Source organism: Cellulosimicrobium sp. SL-1 (assembly GCF_011033075.1).
GTDB lineage: Bacteria > Actinomycetota > Actinomycetes > Actinomycetales > Cellulomonadaceae > Cellulosimicrobium > Cellulosimicrobium funkei.
In genome coordinates, this window is the sequence record NZ_JAACJC010000006.1 from 17,555 (window position 1) to 37,517 (window position 19,963).

The following is a 19,963-nucleotide window of genomic DNA, read 5'->3' on the forward strand; positions in this document are numbered from 1 at the left end:
CGTCTCCCGTCGAGCGCAGGGCTGTGGCCCGTCCCGTGGTCGGGGCGGGCCACGGCCGTCTGCGCGGCGCGCGAGGTCAGAAGACGTTGAGGACGATCGTCGAGCCCTTGGGCGCGGTGCGCCCGTCACCGCCCGGGGGGTCCTGGGCGTAGACGATGTTGAGCGGGTGGATGCCCTGCGGGTAGCGGATCTCCACCTGGAAGCCTGCGTCCTTCAGGGCCTTCTCGGCGTCGGCGACGTTGCGGGTGCTGACGTTCGGGACGTCGACGAGCGGGGGACCGAGCGACACCACGACGTTCACGGTGTCCTTCCGGTGGGCGTCGGAGCCCTGCTCGGGGTCCTGGCGGATCACGAGCCCTGCGCCGACGGTCTCGGAGTACTCCTCGGTGACCGCGGGGACGAGGCCCTGCTCCTCGAGCGCGGCGACCGCGGCGTCCTTCGCGGCGCCCGTGACCTGCGGCACGACGACGGGCGCGGGCCCGGACGAGACGGTGAGCACCACCGGCACGTCGTGCCGGATCGTGGCGCCCTCCTCGATGACGTTGCCGTCGGGGTCCCGCACGGCCATGACCTGGCCCGACGGCACCTCGTCGTGCGGCGTGGCGACGGGGTCGCCGAGCGTCAGGTCGGCGCCCTCGATCGCGGCGGTCGCCTCCTCCTGCGTCGCGCCCACGAGACCGGTCGGCACCGTGAGCATCCGCACGCCCTTCGACACGACGAGCTGCACGCTGCCGTCCTTGCGCACGTCCTCGCCGGACGCCGGGTCCGTCGCCACGACGGCGCCCTCGGGCACGGCGTCGTCGTAGCGCTCCTCGACCGTGTGGGAGAGGCCCGCGTCGTCGAGGATCGCGACGGCCTCCGGACGCGACGCCTCCACGAGGCCGTCCGGGACCTGGGTGTAGGCGCCCGGCCCGGACGAGAACCACCACGCGGCGCCGCCGCCGACGCCCGCGAGGACGAGGAGCACGACGAGCGACCAGACGACCACGCGGCCGTGGCCACGTCGCCGCGCCGGGGCCGGGGCAGCAGGGGGCGGCGGGGCGGGCCGCGTGGTCGGCGCGACGACGTGCCCGACGGCGAGCGGCTCGGTGAGGCCCGCGGCCTCGCGGTCGCGCAGGCTGAGCGCCGCGAGGGACGCGGTCACGGCGGCGGACGGGTCGTCGGGCTCGGTCCGCGGGCCCGGACCCGGCGGGGGCGGCACGACGGCGGACCCCCCGGCGGGCGGGTCGACGCGCCGCTCGAGGTCGGCCGGGTCGAGCGCGGCCCGGGTCGAGCGCACGAGCGCGAGCGCGGCGCCGGCGTCGGCCGGACGGTCGGCGGGGTCGCGCGCGGCGAGCGCGCACAGCAGGTCGTCGACCTCGGGCGGGATCCACGGGGCGACGTCCGACGGCGGGGGCACGTCGTTGTTCACGTGCTGGAACGCGACCTGGATCGGCGTCGTGCCGGTGTGCGGGACGGTGCCGAGCAGCATCTCGTACGCGAGGATGCCCGCCGCGTAGACGTCGGTGCGGGCGTCGCACGTGCCGGTCGCGATGAGCTCGGGGGAGAGGTAGGCGACGGTCCCGAGGATCGTGCCCGTCGTCGTCGCGGTCACCTCGTTCACGGCGCGCGCGAGACCGAAGTCGGTGACCTTGAGCCGGCCCTCGGTGTCGAGCAGGACGTTCTCGGGCTTGATGTCGCGGTGCACGAGCCCCGCACGGTGGGCGGCGGCGAGCGCGTCGAGCACGTGGTCGAGCACGTCGAGCGTGCGACCCAGCGTCAAGGTGCGCTCGGTGAGCATGGTGCGGCGCAGGTTCGACCCCGCCACGTACTCCATCGTCAGGTAGCTCGTGTCGCCGTCGAGGCCCTGGTCGTACACGGCGACGAGGCCCGGGTGGGTGAGGCGGGCCGCGGCACGCGCCTCGCGGCGGAACCGCGAGACGAAGTCGGCGCCGGACGCGCCCTCGGCGAGGTGGGGGTGCATGACCTTGAGCGCGACCTCGCGCTCGAGCCGACGGTCGATCGCGAGGTACACCGTCGCCATGCCGCCTCGCGCGATGCGCGAGACGACCTCGTACCGCCCGTCGACCAGGCGGCCGACGAGGGGATCGGTCGTCACGGTGGCCACGGGGAGAGTCTAGGTGGCCGGGTGTCACGATCCGGTGAGCACGGCGCGCACGGCGTGGGTGTCGTGTGGAGGCACGCCGTAGGCTTGCCCGGTGACCGATCGCGACACCAGCCCCCGCCCCACGCTCGACGACCTCGTCGGCGAGTGGCTGACCCTCCCCGACGTCGCCGAGGCGCTCGGCACCGACGTCGGCAAGGTGCGCCGCCTCGTGCAGGAGCGGCGCGTCGTGGGCGTGAAGCGCGGCGAGCGCACGACGTTCCAGGTCCCGGCGCGCTTCCTCGTGCCGCTGCACCTGGTCGACCCGGCGAACGCCGGCCGCCCGGACGCGAGCGGCCGCGTGGGTGTCCTGTCGAGCCTGCAGGGCACGATCGTCGTGCTCACCGACGCCGGCTTCGACGACGCCGAGATCCTCGAGTGGCTCTTCACGCCGCACGACGAGCTCGGCGAGGCCCCGTTCGACACCCTCCTCAGCGGGCACAAGGCGCGCGTGCGCCGCGTGGCGCAGTCCGAGCTCTGACGCGCTCCGCCCGCCGCCCCGATCGTCCGGCCCGTGCCGGTCCGACGGCGGCGGTGCGGTCAGGCCGTCCGCTCGACGGCGGCGCGCGCGAGCAGCGCGAGCATCGTCGCCCCGGGCTCCGCGAGCCCGGCCCCGTCGAGGGCGGTCGCGGCCCGCTCGGTGAGCTCCGCGATGAGCGACTCGACGGCGTCGCGCGCGCCCGTCTCGACGAGGACGGCGCGCAGGTCCTCCACCGTGGCCGGGTCGAGGTCCGGGTCGCCCAGGTGCGCGAGCAGCAGCTCGCGCTGCGCGGGCGTCGCCGCGGCCAGCGCGCGCACGACGAGCACCGTCCGCTTGCCCTCGCGCAGGTCGTCGCCGGCCGGCTTGCCGGTGACCTGCGCGTCGCCGAAGACGCCGAGCACGTCGTCGCGGAGCTGGAACGCCTCGCCCACGGGCAGGCCGAACGCGCTCGTCGCGGCGACCGCGTCGTCGTCGGCCCCGGCGAGCGCGGCGCCGAGCGCGATGGGGTGCTCGACGCTGTAGCGCGCGGACTTCGAGCGGATGACGGCCCGGGCCCGCTCCTCGTCGGCCGCCGGGTCCTCGCCCCACGGCAGGACCTGCGCGTGCACGTCGAGGTACTGGCCGGCCGTGACCTCCGTCTGCATGCGGCCGAACACGCGTCGCGACCGCGTGGCGACCGCAGGTGCGAGGGCGTCGAGCGCGTCGCCGAGCTCCCGGTGGCTCGCGATGAGCGCGAGGTCGCCGAGCAGGATCGCGGCGTTCTCGCCGTACCGCGCGCCGTCGCCGGACCAGCCGAGGTCGCGGTGGCGCGCCGCGAAGGCGCGGTGCGCCGTCGGGCGCCCGCGGCGGGTGTCCGAGGAGTCCATGACGTCGTCGTGGAAGAGCGCCGCCGCCTGGAAGAGCTCGAGCGCCGCGCCGGCGCGCAGCACCGCGGGTCGGTGCGGGCCCGCTGCGTCACCGCCGTGCGCGCGCCACGACCAGTAGCAGAACGCGGCGCGCAGGCGCTTGCCGCCCGCGAGCAGCTCCTGCGTCGCGTCGGCGAGCACGTCCGTGTCCGGGTGGGTCCCGGCGAGCTCGGCGCGCATCGCCGCGGTCGAGGCGTGCAGGGCGTCGTCGACGCCTGCGCGCACCCCCTCGCGGTCGACGAGCGCGGCGGGGCTCGGGTCGGTGAGGTCCTCGGACGCCTGGGGAGGGACGGAGGGCGAGGTCGGCAGCGACGGGTTCGGCACGGGGGCAGCCTATGCGGAGCGGGCGACACCCTGCCCGCCCGGTCTCGTCGCGGGCGGGCGGCGCGGCGCCTCAGCCGGGGACGACCTGGCCGCTGATCGTCACGAGGCGTTCGGTCTCGTCGTCGAAGACGCCGACGGCGACCGACTCGGTCGGGGCCTCGGGCGCGGTCGTGCGGACGAACGTGGTGAGCGAGGTGAGCGCGCTCGGCACGGTCGACGGCGACACCTCGAACCCGGCCGGGCCCAGCGTGTCGGTGTAGTAGGCGGTGAGCGCCTCGACCGTGTCCGTCGAGCGCAGGTTCAGCGTGACGTCCACGAGCGCGCCGTCCTGCGACGGCCGCGCCGAGCTCGCGAGTACCTCGGCGCCCGGCGCCACCGGGACCAGCGCGGCGGGGAATCCCTCCACCAGGTCCCCGACCGCCGAGGCGGCGTCGTAGTCGGGCAGCGGCGTGCCCGGCGCGCCGGAGTCGGCGTCCGGCGCCGGCTGCTCCTCCCGGGGTGCCGCGGCGCCTTGCACGTCGGCCAGGTCCGCCTGGCACCCCGCCAGTGTCGAGCCCAGCACGGCAGCGACGAGGACGACGGCGGCCCGGCCGGCGGGGGAAGGCGCCGGGTGCGCGGCGGCGCGGGTTCGTGGTGGCACGCGCACACCGTAGTCATCCGCGCGTGCGCGAGCCACCACCGGGGTCGGGGGCCGACCACAGCCCCGGGTGCCCGCCCCGCGTCGTCCACAGCCGGGCGGCGCGCGCCCCGCACGCCGCGCGCACCGGCTGGGATGGGCGCATGACGACCCTCATCCGGGCCCAGGGCCCGCGCGAGCTCCTCGCCTACGTCCCCTTCCGGCTCGGCTACCGCCCGCAGGACAGCGTCGTCCTCGTGGGGCTGCGGCCACCGCGAGGCCGCATCGGTCTCGTCGTGCGCGTCGACGTCGCCGACGCGGCGGACGTCGAGCACGGCCCGCAGCTCGCGCGGTCCGTCGTGGGGCACCTCGCGGCCGACGGCGCACGCCGTGTCGTGCTCGTCGTCTACTCCGACGCGCCGCTGCGCGCGTCGGGCGTCGCGGCCGCGCGGGTGCGGGCCGCCGTCGAGCACTGCCGCGAGGCCGCCGAGCCGCACCACGGGCCCGTCGAGGCGTGGGTCGTGTCGTCGACGGGCTGGTACGCGCTCGACTGCGCCGAGGACGACTGCTGCCCGCCGGAGGGGAGGTCGCTCCGCGAGCTCGAGTCGAGCGAGGCCGGCGCGCACATGGTGCTGTCCGGGGCGGCGCTCGCGGACTCGCGCGAGGAGGCGCTGCGGATCCCGCCCGCGGGGGCGGACGCGCGGCGCCGTGCCGCGCGCGCGGCACGGCGGGTGCGCGACCGCGCCCGGTCCGTGGCGGCCGGCGACGACGTCGCGGCCCGGGTCGCGGCCCGGGTGTCCGCCCTCGCGCTGTGGCGGACCGCGGTCGCGCAGGTCGTCGCGCGCGACCGGGCGCGGGACGGCGGGCGTACCGACGGCGGGCCGGTCGACGGCGGGCCGGTCGGCGACGGCGCCGGTGCCGCGGTGCCCGCCGCGACGGTCCTCGGGCGCCTGGCCGCGGGCCTCGAGTCGGTCCCCGTGCGCGACGCCGTGCTCCTGTCCCTCGTGCCGGGGACCGACGACCTGCCGGACCGCACCGTGCGGGGCGGGGACGTGGACGCCGGGACGGGCCGTGCCATCGCGGCCGTCGTGGACCCTGGTGCGGGCCTCGCGCCCGACCCGGTGGTCACCGGGCCGGCGAGGGCCGTGCTCGAGGCGGTCGTCGCCCACGCGCCTCGCGGGAGCACCGCACCCGCGCTGACGCTCCTGGCGCTCGTGGCCTGGTGGCACGGCGACGGCGGCCGGGCCCGTCGGCGGCTGGCCGAGGCGCTCGCGGAAGACCCGACGTACCGGCTCGCGCTGCTGCTCGCGAGCGCGCTCGACGCCGGGGTCCCGCCGGGCTGGGTCCGCGCCGACGCGTGCGCCGACACGCACGACGTCGGGTAGGTTCGAGGCAACACGACCTGCGGTCGCCCCCGCGGCCGGCCGCACCCACGAGCCGTCTCCGGAGGACACATGAGCGTCGTCGTCGCGCACCTGAGCACGCCCGAGGGTCGCGAGGCTCTCGACAGCGCGGCCACCGAGGCCGTCCGGCGCGGCACCGACCTCGTCGTCGTCGTGACCGAGGCTTCCATGTCGACTCCCGAGCTCGTCGCCGCGCACGAGGACGACCTGCGACGCGTGGAGGCGCGCCTCGAGGGGACGGGCACGACGCTGCGCCGCGAGCAGGGCTCGGCGGATCTCGCGGACGACCTCGTGGGCGCCGCGGAGCGGTCGTCGGCGGAACTCATCGTCATCGGGCTGCGTCGGCGCAGCCCCGTGGGCAAGCTCATCCTCGGCTCGAACGCCCAGCGCATCCTGCTCGACGCGCCCTGCCCCGTGCTGGCCGTCAAGCCCGAGCGGCCCGCCGGCGTCTGAGCCGCCCGCGCGTCGGCGCGCGGACGCGGATCCCTGCGGTCCGGCGCGCGACGGGCGCCGGGTGAGGGGCGGGGTGGGCGGGGGAATCTTCCAGGGTCCCGACCCGTTGTACACGTCACGAACCGGGTGACGAACGTCGTGACGACGTGGTGCGCCGGGCCGTCGGGAGGCGGTCAGGTCCGACATCACCCCGTGTCGCGGCGTCCGGCGCACGGATCGCCGGTACAATATAGGTAGTCCGCCAGAGCCCGACGACTCACCGTGAGAGTCCAGAGCAGCCCGCACTTCACGGTTCACGTCCCCGCTCCGGCGGCCCTACCGCCCCCCATGATTGCCGAAAGGTCGGTTTGTGGCGCCCTCAACCCCGATTTCCGCACTCCCGCGAGAGTTCGAGCACCCCGCCCTGCAGGAGCTCCTGCGGCGCGGCAGTGCGAACGGTCGCGTCGACGCCGAGAGCTTCCGCACCGCGTGCGAGCAGGCTGCCGTCAACGACGCCAAGCGGCTGAAGGCGGTCTTCCGCGCGCTCGCGGGCGCCGGCGTCGAGGTCGACATCCCGACCACGACGAAGGTGGCCGCGGCGGCTTCCCCGCGCAGCACGACGACCGCGCGCACCAAGCCCGCCGCGACGAAGTCCGCGTCGGCGACCAAGCGCACGACCACGACGAAGGCCGCCCCGGCGGCCGACGCCGAGGGTGCGGAGACCTCGTCGACCGGCCCCGCCAAGCCCGCCGCCCGCAAGACCGCGGCCAAGGCCCCCGCCAAGTCCAAGGCGACGCCCGCGCGCGCCAAGAAGAAGGACGACGACGAGGACGACGCCGAGGTCGAGATCGAGGATCTCGAGATCGACGTGACCGAGGACGAGGAGGCTGCGGAGCCTGGCGCCAAGAAGGCTGCCGCCGCCGCGCCGAGCGACGAGCCCGAGGAGACCGGCTTCGTCGTCTCCGACGCGGACGAGGACGACGCCCCGGTCCAGCAGGTCGTGACCGCGGGTGCGACGGCCGACCCGGTCAAGGACTACCTCAAGCAGATCGGCAAGGTCGCGCTGCTGAACGCGGAGCAGGAGGTCGAGCTCGCGAAGCGGATCGAGGCCGGTCTGTTCGCGGAGGAGAAGCTCGCGGCCGAGGGCGACGACCTGGACCGCAAGCTCAAGCGTGAGCTGCAGTGGATCGCGCACGACGGCAAGCGGGCGAAGAACCACCTGCTGGAGGCGAACCTGCGTCTGGTGGTGTCGCTGGCCAAGCGGTACACGGGTCGCGGCATGCTGTTCCTGGACCTGATCCAGGAGGGCAACCTCGGTCTGATCCGTGCGGTCGAGAAGTTCGACTACACCAAGGGCTACAAGTTCTCGACGTACGCGACGTGGTGGATCCGGCAGGCGATCACGCGCGCGATGGCGGACCAGGCGCGCACCATCCGTATCCCGGTGCACATGGTCGAGGTCATCAACAAGCTCGCGCGCGTGCAGCGTCAGATGCTGCAGGACCTGGGCCGGGAGCCCACGCCCGAGGAGCTCGCCAAGGAGCTCGACATGACCCCGGAGAAGGTCGTCGAGGTCCAGAAGTACGGCCGCGAGCCCATCTCGCTGCACACGCCGCTCGGCGAGGACGGCGACTCCGAGTTCGGCGACCTCATCGAGGACTCCGAGGCCATCGTCCCGGCGGACGCGGTGAGCTTCACGCTCCTGCAGGAGCAGCTGCACCAGGTGCTCGACACGCTGAGCGAGCGCGAGGCGGGCGTCGTCTCGATGCGGTTCGGCCTCTCGGACGGGCAGCCCAAGACGCTCGACGAGATCGGCAAGGTCTACGGCGTGACGCGTGAGCGCATCCGCCAGATCGAGTCGAAGACCATGTCGAAGCTGCGCCACCCGAGCCGCTCGCAGGTCCTGCGCGACTACCTCGACTGACGCGTCGCGGCGGGCGGCCGGTGCACGCCACCGGCCGCCCGCCGTCGTCGCACGACGAAGGCCCCGAGGAGATCTCCTCGGGGCCTTCGTCGTGTCTGAGGTCTGTCTCTGAGGTGGTCGTCGCGGGGGACCGGGCGGTGGAGCCGGTCCCCGCGGTCGTGCGCTCCTGGCGCGGGACGGTGCTCGGCGGACCGGCGCGTCAGCGCGCGCCGTGCTCCGCGAGCAGCTTGTCGGTCTCGTCCTGGATGGACGTCGCGAGGTCGGTGTAGGCATCCGCGTGCGCCCGCGCGTGGTGGCCGCAGAACAGCAGCTCGCCGCTCGGCAGGACCACACGGACGTACGCCTGGGCCCCGCAGCGGTCGCAGCGGTCGGCCGCGGTCAGCGGTTCGGTGGTGGTCGTCGTAGCAGTCACATGAACATCAAACCATCCCCTCCTGAGGTTTCGTCCCGGGGGAGCGCCGGGTTCGCTACCCGCGAAGCGCGCTCACCCGCGCCGTGGCCTCCCGCCGGCATCTCGCCGCATCCCGCCGCATCCCGCCGCATCCCGCCGGATCGCGCGGCGTCCGCGGCGGCGCGGCGGGGCAGCACCGGGGTGTGGGCGCCCTCGTCTAGGCTTGCCGCCGTGACGACCACCTCCGCTGAGTCCAGCTACACCGCTCGGCACCTGTCCGTGCTCGAGGGCCTCGAGGCCGTGCGCAAGCGACCGGGCATGTACATCGGCACGACCGACTCGCGCGGTCTCATGCACTGCCTCTGGGAGATCATCGACAACTCGGTCGACGAGGCGCTCGCGGGCAACTGCTCGAAGATCCGGGTCGTGCTGCACGCCGACACCTCCGTGACGGTCGAGGACGACGGCCGCGGCATCCCCGTGGACATCGAGCCGAAGACGGGCCTGTCCGGCGTCGAGGTCGTGTTCACCAAGCTCCACGCGGGCGGCAAGTTCGGCGGCGGGTCGTACACCGCGTCGGGCGGCCTGCACGGTGTCGGCGCGTCCGTCGTCAACGCGCTGTCCTCGCGTCTCGACGTCGAGGTCGACCGCGGCGGCGAGACGCACCGCATGACCTTCCACCGCGGCGAGCCGGGCGTGTTCAGCGACCCGAAGACCGGCCCGACGCCGGACGCCCCGTTCGAGCCGTTCGTGTCCGGGTCCGAGCTCGCGGTCGTCGGGAAGACGAAGCGCGGCGTCACCGGCACGCGCGTCCGCTACTGGGCGGACCGCCAGATCTTCCTCAAGACGGCCGTCTTCTCCTACGACGAGCTCGTCACGCGCGTGCGGCAGACGACGTTCCTCGTCCCCGGTCTCGAGATCACGGTGCGCGACGAGCGCGGCGTGCCCGGGACGCCGGGGGAGTCCGGGCCGCACGAGGAGACGTTCGTGCACACGGGCGGGTCGGTCGACTTCGTCGACTTCCTCGCGCCGGACACCCCCGTCACCGCGACGTGGCGCCTCACGGGCTCGGGCTCGTTCACGGAGACCGTCCCGGTGCTCGACGACCGCGGTCACATGACCCCGCAGGCGGTGCAGCGCGACTGCGAGGTCGACGTCGCGCTGCGCTGGGGCACCGGCTACGAGACCGAGGTCCGCAGCTTCGTCAACATCATCGCCACGCCCAAGGGCGGTTCCCACCTCGGCGGCTTCGAGCAGGGCCTGCTCAAGGTGCTGCGCAAGGCGGTCGAGACGAACGCGCGCCGCCTCAAGGTGTCGACGAAGGACGCGTCCGAGCGCATCGAGAAGGACGACGTGCTCGCCGGCCTGACGGCCGTCGTCACCGTGCGCCTCGCCGAGCCGCAGTTCGAGGGACAGACGAAGGAGGTCCTCGGCACGGCGCCGGTGCGGGGCATCGTGGCGCGCGTCGTCGAGAAGGAGCTGAACGCCCTCCTCACCTCCACCAAGCGCGACGAGAAGACGCAGGCCGCGCTGCTGCTCGACAAGGTCGTCGCCGAGATGCGCGCGCGCATCACGGCGCGCAAGCAGAAGGAGATCTCGCGGCGCAAGAACGCGCTCGAGACGTCGTCCCTCCCGGCCAAGCTCGTCGACTGCCGCAGCGACGACGTCGAGCGCAGCGAGCTGTTCATCGTCGAGGGCGACAGCGCGCTCGGCACCGCGCGCCTCGCGCGCAGCTCCGACTTCCAGGCGCTGCTGCCCATCCGCGGCAAGATCCTCAACGTGCAGAAGGCGTCCGTGAGCGACATGCTGCGCAACGCCGAGTGCACCGCGATCATCCAGGTGCTCGGCGCCGGGTCGGGGCGGTCGTTCGACCTCGAGGCCGCGCGCTACGGCAAGATCGTGCTCATGACGGACGCCGACGTCGACGGCGCCCACATCCGCACCCTCCTGCTCACGCTCTTCTACCGGTACATGAAGCCGCTCGTCGAGGCGGGGCGCGTCTTCGCGGCCGTGCCGCCGCTGCACCGCATCGAGGTCATCGGTGCCGGGCGCCGCAAGAACGAGTACATCTACACGTACTCCGAGGCCGAGCTCGCCGCGACGCTCAAGAAGCTCGACAAGGCGGGCCGCCGCTACAAGGACGACATCCAGCGGTACAAGGGCCTGGGGGAGATGGACGCCGACCAGCTCGCCGAGACGACGATGGACCCGCGTCACCGCACCCTGCGCCGCGTCACGGCCGAGCACGCCGAGGCGGCGGAGCGCGTGTTCGAGCTGCTCATGGGCAGCGACGTCGCGCCGCGCAAGGAGTTCATCGTCGCCGGCGCAGCTGAGCTGGACCACGCCCGCATCGACGTCTGACGATGTCCGCCGGGCAGGACGCGCCACTGGCGGGCCACCCTGACCTGGTCCGCCTGCTACGGCGGACCGTCCTGCTGGTCGCGGGGCTCAACCTCGCGTACTTCGTCGTCGAGCTCACCGTCGCGCTCGCGGCGGGTTCGGTCTCGCTGCTCGCCGACAGCGTGGACTTCCTCGAGGACACCGCGATCAACCTGCTCATCGCCGTCGCGCTGGGCTTCCCGCTCGCGCGGCGCGCGGTCCTGGGCAAGGCGCTGGCCCTGCTCATCCTCGTCCCCGCGCTGTTCGCGGCGTGGGAGGTCGTGCGCCGGTTCGGTGACCCGCCTGCTCCCGAGGTGCTGCCGATCGTCCTCGCCTCGCTCGGCGCGGTCGTGGTCAACGGCGTGTGCGCGTGGCTCCTCGTCCGCGTCCGCCACCACGGCGGGTCGCTGAGCCGCGCCGCGTTCCTGTCGGCCCGCAACGACGTGCTCGTCAACGTCGCCGTCATCGCGATGGGGCTCGTGACCGCGTGGACCGGGTCCGGCTGGCCGGACCTTGTCCTGGGCTGCGGGATCATCCTCCTCGCGGGCCACTCCGCGTACGAGGTGTGGGAGGTCAGCGAGGAGGAGCGGCTGGCGGCCAAGGCCGTCGCGGGCGAGGAGATCGGGTGAGGGGCCGTCGTCCGACAGGCGGGCGACCCGGCGCGAGCCGGCCGGCGCTCCGTACGCTGGCGACGTGACCCTCCGAACGCTCCGCGCCGCGTCCGCGCGCCCGCTCACCGCCCTGACCGCCGTCCTGCTCACCGCGGGCCTGCTGGCCGGGTGCTCGTCCGCCGACGAGCCCGCCGCCGACACCACGTCGACCTCCACGGCGACCGCGGGCGAGGAGTCGAGCGCCCCGGCCGACGACGCGACGGACGAGGCGCCCGACGACGAGTCCGGCGACGGCGAGGACGCGCCCGAGCTCTCCTACGAGGGGCGCGCGGGCGCGACGGCCCTCGACCTGCTCCTCGAGGCGGACCCGTCCGCCCAGGTGACCGGTGAGGGCGAGAACGCGTTCGTCACGGCGATCGACGGCGTCGCCGCCGATCCGGACAGCGAGTTCTGGGCCCTGTACGTGAACGACGAGATGGCTACCGTGGGTGCAGGCTCCCTCGAGACGAAGGACGGGGACGAGATCACGTGGAAGCTCGAGACGTTCACCTCGTGACGCGCTCGGAGAGCACGGCGCTGCGCTGGTGGCGCCCCGCGCTCGTCGTCACGCTCGCGGCGCTCGCCGTCGTGTGGCGGCTCGTGCGCGCCGACCTCGGCGCACCCCCGAACCTCGAGCTCGTCACCGCGGCGACGTTCGCGGCGACGCTCCTGCTGCGCTCGCGGTGGGCGTTCGTCGTGCCGCTCGCGGTGACGGTCGTGTCCGACGTCGTGCTCGGCAACACGGCGATCGCGTTGTTCACGTGGAGCGCGTGGCTCGTCGTCGGGCTGGGCTCGCTGCTCGCGCGGAACACGACCGGGTGGCGCCGCGTCGGCGCGGGCGCGGCGTTCGGCGTCGCGGGCTCGCTGTGGTTCTTCGCGTGGACGAACTTCGGCGTCTGGCTGCAGGGCCGCGGCGTCTGGTACCCCGCCGGAGCGGACGGGCTCGTCGCGAGCTACGTCGCGGGTCTGCCGTTCCTGCGCACCATGCTGCTCGGCAGCCTCGTGCTCGTGCCGCTGGTCGCGGCCGGGACGCTGCTCGTGGACCGGCTCGAGGCGTCGCACGGGATGGTCGGCGCCCGCGCCGTCCCCGCCGCGCGGTAGCGTGGTTCGTGCCGGACGGCCGCGCGCGCCGAGCCGATGACGGGCGCAGCCGGGGCAGGAGGAGGCCATCCATGGCGGGACACCGGATCTTCGGGACGAGCTTCGCGAGCATCTACCCGCTCTACGTGACCAAGGTGGAGCGCAAGGGGCGCACGACGGACGAGATCGATCAGGTCATCGGCTGGCTCACCGGCTACGACGACGACGGCCTGGCGCAGGCGATCGCCGACGAGATCACGCTCGAGGAGTTCTTCGACCGGGCCCCCGCGTGGAACCCGAACGCCTCGCTCATCACCGGGGTGATCTGCGGCGTCCGCGTCGAGGACATCGAGGACCCGCTGATGCAGAAGATCCGGTACCTCGACAAGCTCGTCGACGAGGTCGCGCGCGGCAAGAAGATGGCGTCGATCCTGCGCGGCGAGGCGGCCACCGCCTCCTAGCGGCGCGCCTCACCCGAGCTCTTCCGCGAGCCCGACGATGATGCCGCCGGGCCCTCGCAGGTAGCAGAGCCGGTACGCGTCCTCGAAGCGCACGATCTCCCGCAGCACGGCCCCGCCGTGGCGGGCGAGGCGCTCGACGGTGTCGTCGAGGTCGTCCACGGCGAACATCACGCGGTGCAGACCGAGCACGTTGGGCGGGGCGGTGCCGAGCCCCAGGTCGAGCGGTGCTGGCGCGTGGTACCGCGTGAGCTCCAGCCGCCCGGGGCCGCCGGGGACGCGCATCATCGCGATCTCCGAGCGGAGGTCGTCGAGCCCGACGACGCGCTCGGCCCACCGCCCCTCGATCGTCGTCCGGTTCTCGAGCTCCATCCCGAGCTCGGCGAAGAACGCGACGGCCGCGTCGAGGTCGTCGACGACGACGGCCACGTTGTCGAGGCGCTGGATCGTCATGGGCGGGCCTCCTGAGTTCGGGATCGTGGGTGCGGACTCGTGGGATAGAGGTGCACGGCTCCGAACCGTCGGCGCCGACGGCTCTCGTGCCTGGTGGCGCTCTCGTGGATCAGGCGTCCTGCCCGACGCCGCGTCCCGGCTCGCTCATGTCGCCCGTCCCGGGCGCGCCGTCCGCGAGGCCGTAGCGCAGCAGGACCGTGCCCGTCGGGCTCGGCGCGGGAGGCTCGAGGAGGGTGAGGTTGGTGGGGACGGCGCCGCCGTCGAACACGGTCTTGCCCGTGCCGAGCACGATGGGGTGCACCCACAGGTCGAGGCGGTCGAACAGCCTCTCGTGCAGCAGCGTCTGCACCAGGTCGAGGCTGCCCACGACCTTGACGTGCTCGTGCCGGTCGCGCACCTCGCGCACCGCGCCGGGCAGGTCCGGGCCGAGCAGCGTCGACCCGGCCCACGACAGGTCCGGCGTGCCGCGCGACGCCACGTACTTGGGGATGCGGTTGAACAGGGCCGCGAAGTCGTCGTCCTGCCCGCCCTCCTGGAACGGCCAGTACGCCGCGAAGATGTCGTACGTGCGGCGCCCGAGCAGCAGCGCGTCCGTGCCCTCGTACGCCGCGGCGATCTGCTCGCCCGCGACGTCGTCGAGCAGCGGCGCCTGCCAGCCGCCGAACGCGAACCCGCCCTCCGGGTCCTCCTCCGGCCCGCCGGGCGCCTGCCCGACGAGGTCGAGGGTCGTGAACAGCTCGATCTCGATGCTTCCCCTGGCTCGGCTCCCGCGGCGTCGTGGTCTCGGTCACGGGTAAGACGTCGTCCGGTCGCCGAACTCATCGACGCGGCGACCGGGCGGGTCAGGTGGCGGGCGGTCCCGCGTCGTCGGGCTCGTCCGGGACCCACCGCAGGACGTCTCCGGGCTGGCACCCGAGGACGCGGCAGACGGCGTCCAGCGTCGAGAAGCGCACGGCCTTCGCACGCCCGTTCTTCAGGACGGCGACGTTCGCCGGCGTGATGCCGACCGCGGCGGCGAAGTCGCCGACGGACATCTGCCTCCGCGCCAGGAGGACGTCGAGGTCGATGACGATCGGCACCTAGATCACCGCGGCCAGCTCGCGCCGGTCGGCGGTCGCGGTGCGGAGCAGCGCGCGCAGCACCACGACGAGCAGGGCCAGCGCGCCCCCGCCCACGAGCGAGCCGAGGAGGCCGAGGAGCACGAGCGGCCCACCGAGCTGCGCCCCGAAGGTCAGGTGACCGAACACCGTCGCGGCGAGGGTCGCGACCGTGACCACGCACCCGATCACCACGGTGACCGAGCGCAGCGCGCGCGGGTCGAACACCTCGTCGCGGGCGGCGAGGCCGAGCAGGCGCCACACCGCCACGAGGGCGACCTCGACCGCGAGCAACGCCAGCACGGCCAGCACGGAGTACGGGACCACGAGGCCGCGGACCTCCGGGTGCTGCGCCCCGACCTCGGCCGCGAGGAGGGGGGCGAGGAACATCGACAGCGCGGTGCCGAGGGCCACGAGGACGAGGAGTGCTCGTGTGCACGCGACGAGGGCAGGTCTCATCTATCGATTGTCGATAGATGCAACGGCTCTGTCAACGACCGAGGCGCGACCCGTGGCGCGAAGGGGGAAGCGCGCGGCCGGGCGGTATCCGCTGTACCCGTCCGCCGGCGGCGTCGGCCGCGGAGGCTCTCTCGTCCGCGAAACGGTCGATGAGCCGAGCCACGGCGTGGCGTCCCGAGATGTTGCGGATCCTGGCCTGTGGATAACCGGGGCCCTTGCCGTCGTGGCGTCTAGCGTCCGGTCCAGGAGACCACGACCAGGAGGATCATCATGCGCGACCAGCGCGAGCGCACGAGCCAGCACGAGCGAACGACCGCGGTCCCTCGCACGGGGCACCGTCCCCGTGCTCGCCTCGCCACCCGTCGGAGAGCCGCCGTCGGTCGCCTGCTCTCGGGACTCGGGGTCGCCGTCGTCCTCACGGTCGTCCCCGGCTGCGCGCTGCCCTTCGCCGAGACCGACGACGGCGCGACTCCTGCGGCGGCGGCGACGTCCCGGAGCGAGGGCGAGCCGGCGACCCCCTCCGGGGCCGAGTACGCGATCGTGTCGGGCCAGCCGGTGCGGACGCCCTGCTGGTCCTACGAGGGCCCGGAGGCGTTCGTGAACAACGTCGCCTCGGACCAGGAGGAACACTGTCACGGTGCCCTCGAGCTCTGGGGCGAGGTCGTCGACGGGGTGGTGGTGCCCACGGGTGTCGGGGCGGTCTACGGGCAGGTGTCGGTCGAACCGGTGCGGGTCGCGACGTCCGAGGCGTGGGGGGTCGGGACCGATCTCGGGGGAGCGGTCGACCTCCTCGCGGACTCGTACTTCGCGGAGAACGGCAGCATCCTCAGCCTGCACGAGGCGACCACCCTCGACGGCGTTCCGGCGAACATCACCCGGGTCGAGGGGAGCTTCGAGGAGACGCGGACGAAGGCCTTCATCACCGCCTTCGCACCCGAGCGGTTCGCGTCGGGCACGGACGAGGTCCAGTTCTTCGTGATCGCGATCGTCACCCCGTACGACAACGGCGACGAGCTCATCGAGCAGGTCACGGGCACGTGGACGTGGTCCTGACGCTGCTCCCCGCTCGCCCCGGCAGGACGCCCCGCGGCTGGCGATCGTCAGACGCTGAAGTACTTGGCCTCGGGGTGATGGAACACGAAGCAATCGGTCGACTGCTCCGGGTGGAGCTGGAGCTCCGCGGAGAGCTCGACACCCACCCGCTCGGGCCGCAGGAGCTCGACGACCTTCGTGCGGTCCTCCATGTCCGGGCACGCCGGGTAGCCGAGCGAGAAGCGGGCGCCGCGGTACTCGAGCTTGAACATGCCCTCGACCTCGGTCGGGTCCTCGTCGGCGAACCCGAGCTCGGCGCGCACGCGCGAGTGCCACATCTCGGCCAGCGCTTCGGTGAGCTGCACCGACAGTCCGTGGAGCTCCATGTACTCGCGGTAGTGGTTCCCGGCGAACAGCTTCGCGGTGTGCTGGTCGACGCTCGCGCCCATGGTGACGAGCTGGACGGGCAGCACGTCGTACCGGCCGGTCTCCTCGACCCACGACCGCGGCTTGACGAAGTCGGCGAGGCACAGGTGCCGGTCGCGGCGCTGGCGCGGGAACGTGAAGCGCAGCCGCTCCGTCCCGGGCTCGCCGCCCGCCCCGCCGTCGGGCGCGCCGATGCCCGCGAGCCCGGCGCCGTGGTGCGCGACGACGACGTCGTCGCCCTCCGACCACACCGGGAAGTACCCGTACACGACCGACGGGTCGACGACGCCCTCGGTGCGGATCCGCTCGTACCAGGCGTTGAGGCGCGGGCGCCCTTCGGTCTCGACAAGCTCTTCGTACGACGCTCCGTCGTCGCCTCGGCCGGGCTTGAGCCCCCACTGGCCCATGAACGTCGCGCGCTCGTCGAGGAACGCCGCGTACTCGGCGAGCTGGACGCCCTTGACGAGGCGCGTGCCCCAGAACGGGGGAGCGGGCACCGGGTTGTCTGCCGCGACGTCGGACCGCGCGGGCAGGTCCTCGACGGGCGTCTCGGTCACGGTGACCACGGCGTGCCGCCGCTTCTTCAGCGCGGGCAGCCCGACGGCGTCAGGCGACTCGCCGCGCGCGACGCGCACGAGCGGCTCCATGAGACGCAGGCCCTCGAACGCGTCGCGCGCGTACCGGACGACGCCCGGGAACTGGCCCGCGAGGTCGTCCTCGACGTAGGTGCGCGTGAGCGCCGCGCCACCGAGCAGGACCGGCCAGCGGCCGGCGAGCCCGCGCGACGTGAGCTCCGCGAGGTTCTCCTTCATCACGACGGTGGACTTCACGAGCAGCCCGGACATGCCGATGACGTCGGCGTCGTGCTCCTCGGCGGCCTCGATCATCGCGGAGATCGGCTGCTTGATACCGATGTTGACGACCGTGTAGCCGTTGTTGGTGAGGATGATGTCGACGAGGTTCTTGCCGATGTCGTGCACGTCGCCGCGCACGGTCGCGAGCACGATCGTGCCCTTGGACCCGCTCGAGCCCTCGATCTTCTCCATGTGCGGCTCGAGGTAGGCGACCGCCGTCTTCATGACCTCGGCGGACTGCAGCACGAACGGGAGCTGCATCTCGCCGCGGCCGAACAGGTCGCCCACGACCTTCATGCCCTCGAGCAGGTGGTCGTTGACGATCTCGAGCGCCTTGATCCCGGACGCCATCGCCGCGTCGAGGTCCTCCTCGAGACCCTTGCGCGCGCCGTCGACGATCCGCCGCTCGAGTCGCTCGCCGACGGGCAGCGCCGCGAGCTCCGCCGCGCGCTGGTCCTTGAGCGCCGCCGAGTCCACGCCGTCGAACAGCTCGAGCAGCCGGGCGAGCGGGTCGTGCACGAGGTTCCCCTCGTCGTCGTACCGCCGCCGGTCCCACACGAGGTCGAGCGCGGCCTCGCGCTGCTCGGCGGGGATCTGCGCGAGGGGGAGGATCTTCGCGGCGTGCACGATCGCGGAGTCCAGCCCCGCCTCGACCGCCTCGTGGAGGAAGACCGAGTTGAGCACGGTGCGCGCGGCGGGGTTGAGGCCGAACGACACGTTCGACACCCCGAGCGTCGTGTGGATGCCGGGGTAGCGACGCGTGATCTCGCGGATCGCCTCGATCGTCTCGATCGCGTCGCGCCGCGTCTCCTCCTGGCCGGTGGCGATGGGGAAGGTCAAGGCGTCGACGATGATGTCGTCGACCCGCAGGCCCCAGTCGCGCGTGAGCGTCTCGACGAGCCGCGTGGCGATCCCCACCTTGCCCGACGCGGTGCGCGCCTGGCCCTCTTCGTCGATCGTCAGCGCGACCACGGCCGCCCCGTGCTCGACGACGTGCGGCATGATCCGCGCGAACCGCGACGTCGGCCCGTCGCCGTCCTCGAAGTTCACCGAGTTCACGACGGCGCGCCCGCCCACGAGCTCGAGGCCCGCCGCGATGACCTCGGGCTCCGTCGAGTCGATGACGAGCGGGAGCGTCGACGCGCTCGCGAGGCGCGAGACGACCTGCTGCACGTCCGCGACGCCGTCGCGCCCCACATAGTCGATGCACACGTCGAGCAGGTGCGCGCCGTCGCGCGTCTGCGCCCGCGCGATCTCGACGCACTCGTCCCAGTTCTCCGCGAGCATCGCCTCGCGGAACGCCTTCGACCCGTTCGCGTTCGTGCGCTCGCCGATGGCGAGGAACGACGCGTCCTGGTGCAGGTCCGTGTGCGAGTACAGGCTCGCGACGCCGTTCTCGCGCTCCGGGTGGCGCTCGACGACGGGCCGCGCGCGCACTGCCTCGACGACGCGGCGCAGGTGCTCGGGCGTCGTGCCGCAGCAGCCGCCCACGAGGCCCAGGCCGAACTCGGTGACGAACTGGGTGTGCGCCGCCGCGAGCTCGTCCGGCGTCAGCGGGTACGTCGCCCCGTTCGGGCCGAGCACCGGCAGGCCCGCGTTGGGCATGCACGTCACGGGGATCTCCGCGTGCCGCGACAGGTGCCGCAGGTGCTCGCTCATCTCGGCCGGGCCGGTCGCGCAGTTGAGACCGATCGCGTCGACGCCGAGCGCTTGGAGCGTGGTCAGCGCGGCCCCGATCTCGGAGCCCATGAGCATCGTGCCCGTGGTCTCGACCGTCACCTGGACGATCACGGGCACCTCGCGCCCGACGTCGCGCATCGCGTTCCGCGACCCCGTCACCGCGGCCTTCGCCTGGAGCAGGTCCTGGCTCGTCTCGACGAGGATCGCGTCGACCCCGCCCTCCAGCAGACCCGCGGCCTGCTCGGCGAACGTGTCGCGCAGGTGCGCGTACGTCGTGTGCCCGAGGCTCGGCAGCTTGGTCCCGGGACCCATCGAACCGAGCACCCAGCGCGGGTGGTCGGCGGTCGCGTGGGCGTCCGCGCGCTCGCGCGCGATCCGCGCCCCGGCGGCGGCGAGCTCGCGGATCCGGTCGTCGATGTCGTAGTCCGACAGGTTGGACCAGTTGGCGCCGAACGTGTTCGTCTCGATCGCGTCCACCCCGACCTCGAGGTACGCGTCGTGCACCGCGGCGATGATGTCAGGTCGCGAGACGTTGAGGATCTCGTTGCAGCCCTCGAGCCCCTGGTAGTCCTCGAGCGTCGGGTCCTGCTCCTGGATCATCGTGCCCATCGCGCCGTCCGCGACGACGACGCGCGTGCGCAGCGCCTCCGCGAGGGCCCGGGAGCGGGCGTCGGCGAGGTCCTGAGGAACGACGGTCGGCATGCTCGCAGCGTAGATCGCGTGCGGCACGGCACGGGGAGCCGTCTCAGCGGGCCGACGCGTCGCGCGGACGTCCT

Annotated in this window: 19 protein-coding genes; 10 read left to right on the forward strand and 9 right to left on the reverse strand. The window is 73.7% G+C overall.

Annotation, left to right across the window (positions count from 1 at the left end):
• Window positions 1-76 precede the first annotated feature (76 nt).
• Window positions 77-2,107 (reverse strand): Stk1 family PASTA domain-containing Ser/Thr kinase, encoded by a 2,031-nt coding sequence (gene pknB / locus GWJ10_RS10345; protein WP_163187296.1) that lies wholly within the window; start codon window positions 2,105-2,107, stop codon window positions 77-79.
• Between the two features lie 91 nt (window positions 2,108-2,198).
• Between pknB and GWJ10_RS10350 the strand changes: the two genes are divergently transcribed.
• A complete protein-coding gene (locus tag GWJ10_RS10350; protein WP_163187298.1) occupies window positions 2,199-2,624 on the forward strand; it encodes an Rv2175c family DNA-binding protein in 426 nt (141 codons plus the stop codon).
• A gap of 59 nt (window positions 2,625-2,683) precedes the next feature.
• Here the strand turns inward: GWJ10_RS10350 and GWJ10_RS10355 are convergent, their stop codons facing one another.
• Window positions 2,684-3,853, reverse strand: a complete 1,170-nt coding sequence (locus GWJ10_RS10355; RefSeq protein WP_241005753.1) for a polyprenyl synthetase family protein — start codon at window positions 3,851-3,853, stop codon at window positions 2,684-2,686.
• Between the two features lie 70 nt (window positions 3,854-3,923).
• Window positions 3,924-4,493 carry a hypothetical protein gene (locus GWJ10_RS10360; RefSeq protein WP_163187300.1) on the reverse strand — a complete coding sequence of 190 codons (570 nt, stop codon included), beginning with the start codon at window positions 4,491-4,493 and terminating at the stop codon, window positions 3,924-3,926.
• 140 nt (window positions 4,494-4,633) lie between these two features.
• Between GWJ10_RS10360 and GWJ10_RS10365 the strand changes: the two genes are divergently transcribed.
• The 3 genes from GWJ10_RS10365 (at window position 4,634) to GWJ10_RS10375 (ending at window position 8,228) form a co-directional block, all read left to right on the forward strand.
• A complete protein-coding gene (locus GWJ10_RS10365) occupies window positions 4,634-5,854 on the forward strand; it encodes a DUF4192 domain-containing protein (RefSeq protein WP_163187302.1) in 1,221 nt (406 codons plus the stop codon).
• A 69-nt stretch (window positions 5,855-5,923) separates the two neighbouring features.
• A complete protein-coding gene (locus GWJ10_RS10370) occupies window positions 5,924-6,325 on the forward strand; it encodes a universal stress protein (protein WP_021479921.1) in 402 nt (133 codons plus the stop codon).
• A gap of 349 nt (window positions 6,326-6,674) precedes the next feature.
• Window positions 6,675-8,228, forward strand: coding sequence for an RNA polymerase sigma factor (locus GWJ10_RS10375; RefSeq protein WP_021479922.1), 1,554 nt, complete (start codon window positions 6,675-6,677; stop codon window positions 8,226-8,228).
• 199 nt (window positions 8,229-8,427) lie between these two features.
• Here GWJ10_RS10375 and GWJ10_RS10380 read toward each other — a convergent pair whose 3' ends face one another.
• Window positions 8,428-8,640 (reverse strand): hypothetical protein, encoded by a 213-nt coding sequence (locus tag GWJ10_RS10380; RefSeq protein ID WP_021479923.1) that lies wholly within the window; start codon window positions 8,638-8,640, stop codon window positions 8,428-8,430.
• Between the two features lie 210 nt (window positions 8,641-8,850).
• On the opposite strand from GWJ10_RS10380, the gene GWJ10_RS10385 reads away from it, so the two are divergent.
• From GWJ10_RS10385 to GWJ10_RS10405, 5 genes are all read left to right on the forward strand, one after another.
• Complete coding sequence (locus GWJ10_RS10385; RefSeq protein WP_163187304.1) at window positions 8,851-10,980, forward strand: DNA topoisomerase IV subunit B; 2,130 nt, start codon at window positions 8,851-8,853, stop codon at window positions 10,978-10,980.
• Between the two features lie 2 nt (window positions 10,981-10,982).
• A complete protein-coding gene (locus tag GWJ10_RS10390; RefSeq protein ID WP_163187306.1) occupies window positions 10,983-11,627 on the forward strand; it encodes a cation diffusion facilitator family transporter in 645 nt (214 codons plus the stop codon).
• Window positions 11,628-11,691: 64 nt separating this feature from the next.
• The gene (locus GWJ10_RS10395; RefSeq protein ID WP_163187308.1) at window positions 11,692-12,165 is read left to right on the forward strand and encodes a DUF4430 domain-containing protein; all 474 of its coding nucleotides are present in this window, start codon (window positions 11,692-11,694) and stop codon (window positions 12,163-12,165) included.
• On the forward strand, window positions 12,162-12,749 hold the full coding sequence (locus GWJ10_RS10400; RefSeq protein ID WP_163187310.1) for a DUF6580 family putative transport protein: 588 nt from the start codon (window positions 12,162-12,164) through the stop codon (window positions 12,747-12,749). The genes GWJ10_RS10395 and GWJ10_RS10400 overlap by 4 nt, the downstream gene beginning before the upstream one ends.
• A gap of 71 nt (window positions 12,750-12,820) precedes the next feature.
• Complete coding sequence (locus tag GWJ10_RS10405) at window positions 12,821-13,189, forward strand: DUF2200 domain-containing protein (protein WP_163187312.1); 369 nt, start codon at window positions 12,821-12,823, stop codon at window positions 13,187-13,189.
• Between the two features lie 9 nt (window positions 13,190-13,198).
• Here the strand turns inward: GWJ10_RS10405 and GWJ10_RS10410 are convergent, their stop codons facing one another.
• The 4 genes from GWJ10_RS10410 to GWJ10_RS10425 all read right to left on the reverse strand — a co-directional run bounded on the left by GWJ10_RS10410 (window position 13,199) and on the right by GWJ10_RS10425 (window position 15,195).
• Window positions 13,199-13,639, reverse strand: a complete 441-nt coding sequence (locus GWJ10_RS10410) for a VOC family protein (RefSeq protein WP_163187314.1) — start codon at window positions 13,637-13,639, stop codon at window positions 13,199-13,201.
• A gap of 109 nt (window positions 13,640-13,748) precedes the next feature.
• A complete protein-coding gene (locus tag GWJ10_RS10415; RefSeq protein ID WP_163187652.1) occupies window positions 13,749-14,387 on the reverse strand; it encodes a dihydrofolate reductase family protein in 639 nt (212 codons plus the stop codon).
• 94 nt (window positions 14,388-14,481) lie between these two features.
• Window positions 14,482-14,718 carry a helix-turn-helix transcriptional regulator gene (locus GWJ10_RS10420; protein ID WP_034655601.1) on the reverse strand — a complete coding sequence of 79 codons (237 nt, stop codon included), beginning with the start codon at window positions 14,716-14,718 and terminating at the stop codon, window positions 14,482-14,484.
• The gene (locus GWJ10_RS10425) at window positions 14,719-15,195 is read right to left on the reverse strand and encodes a DUF2975 domain-containing protein (RefSeq protein WP_083711744.1); all 477 of its coding nucleotides are present in this window, start codon (window positions 15,193-15,195) and stop codon (window positions 14,719-14,721) included. It lies immediately after the preceding gene.
• A 270-nt stretch (window positions 15,196-15,465) separates the two neighbouring features.
• Between GWJ10_RS10425 and GWJ10_RS10430 the strand changes: the two genes are divergently transcribed.
• The gene (locus tag GWJ10_RS10430; RefSeq protein WP_163187316.1) at window positions 15,466-16,248 is read left to right on the forward strand and encodes a hypothetical protein; all 783 of its coding nucleotides are present in this window, start codon (window positions 15,466-15,468) and stop codon (window positions 16,246-16,248) included.
• A gap of 47 nt (window positions 16,249-16,295) precedes the next feature.
• On the opposite strand, the gene metH is transcribed toward GWJ10_RS10430, so the two are convergent.
• Window positions 16,296-19,889 (reverse strand): methionine synthase, encoded by a 3,594-nt coding sequence (metH, locus tag GWJ10_RS10435; RefSeq protein ID WP_163187318.1) that lies wholly within the window; start codon window positions 19,887-19,889, stop codon window positions 16,296-16,298.
• Window positions 19,890-19,963 lie beyond the last annotated feature (74 nt).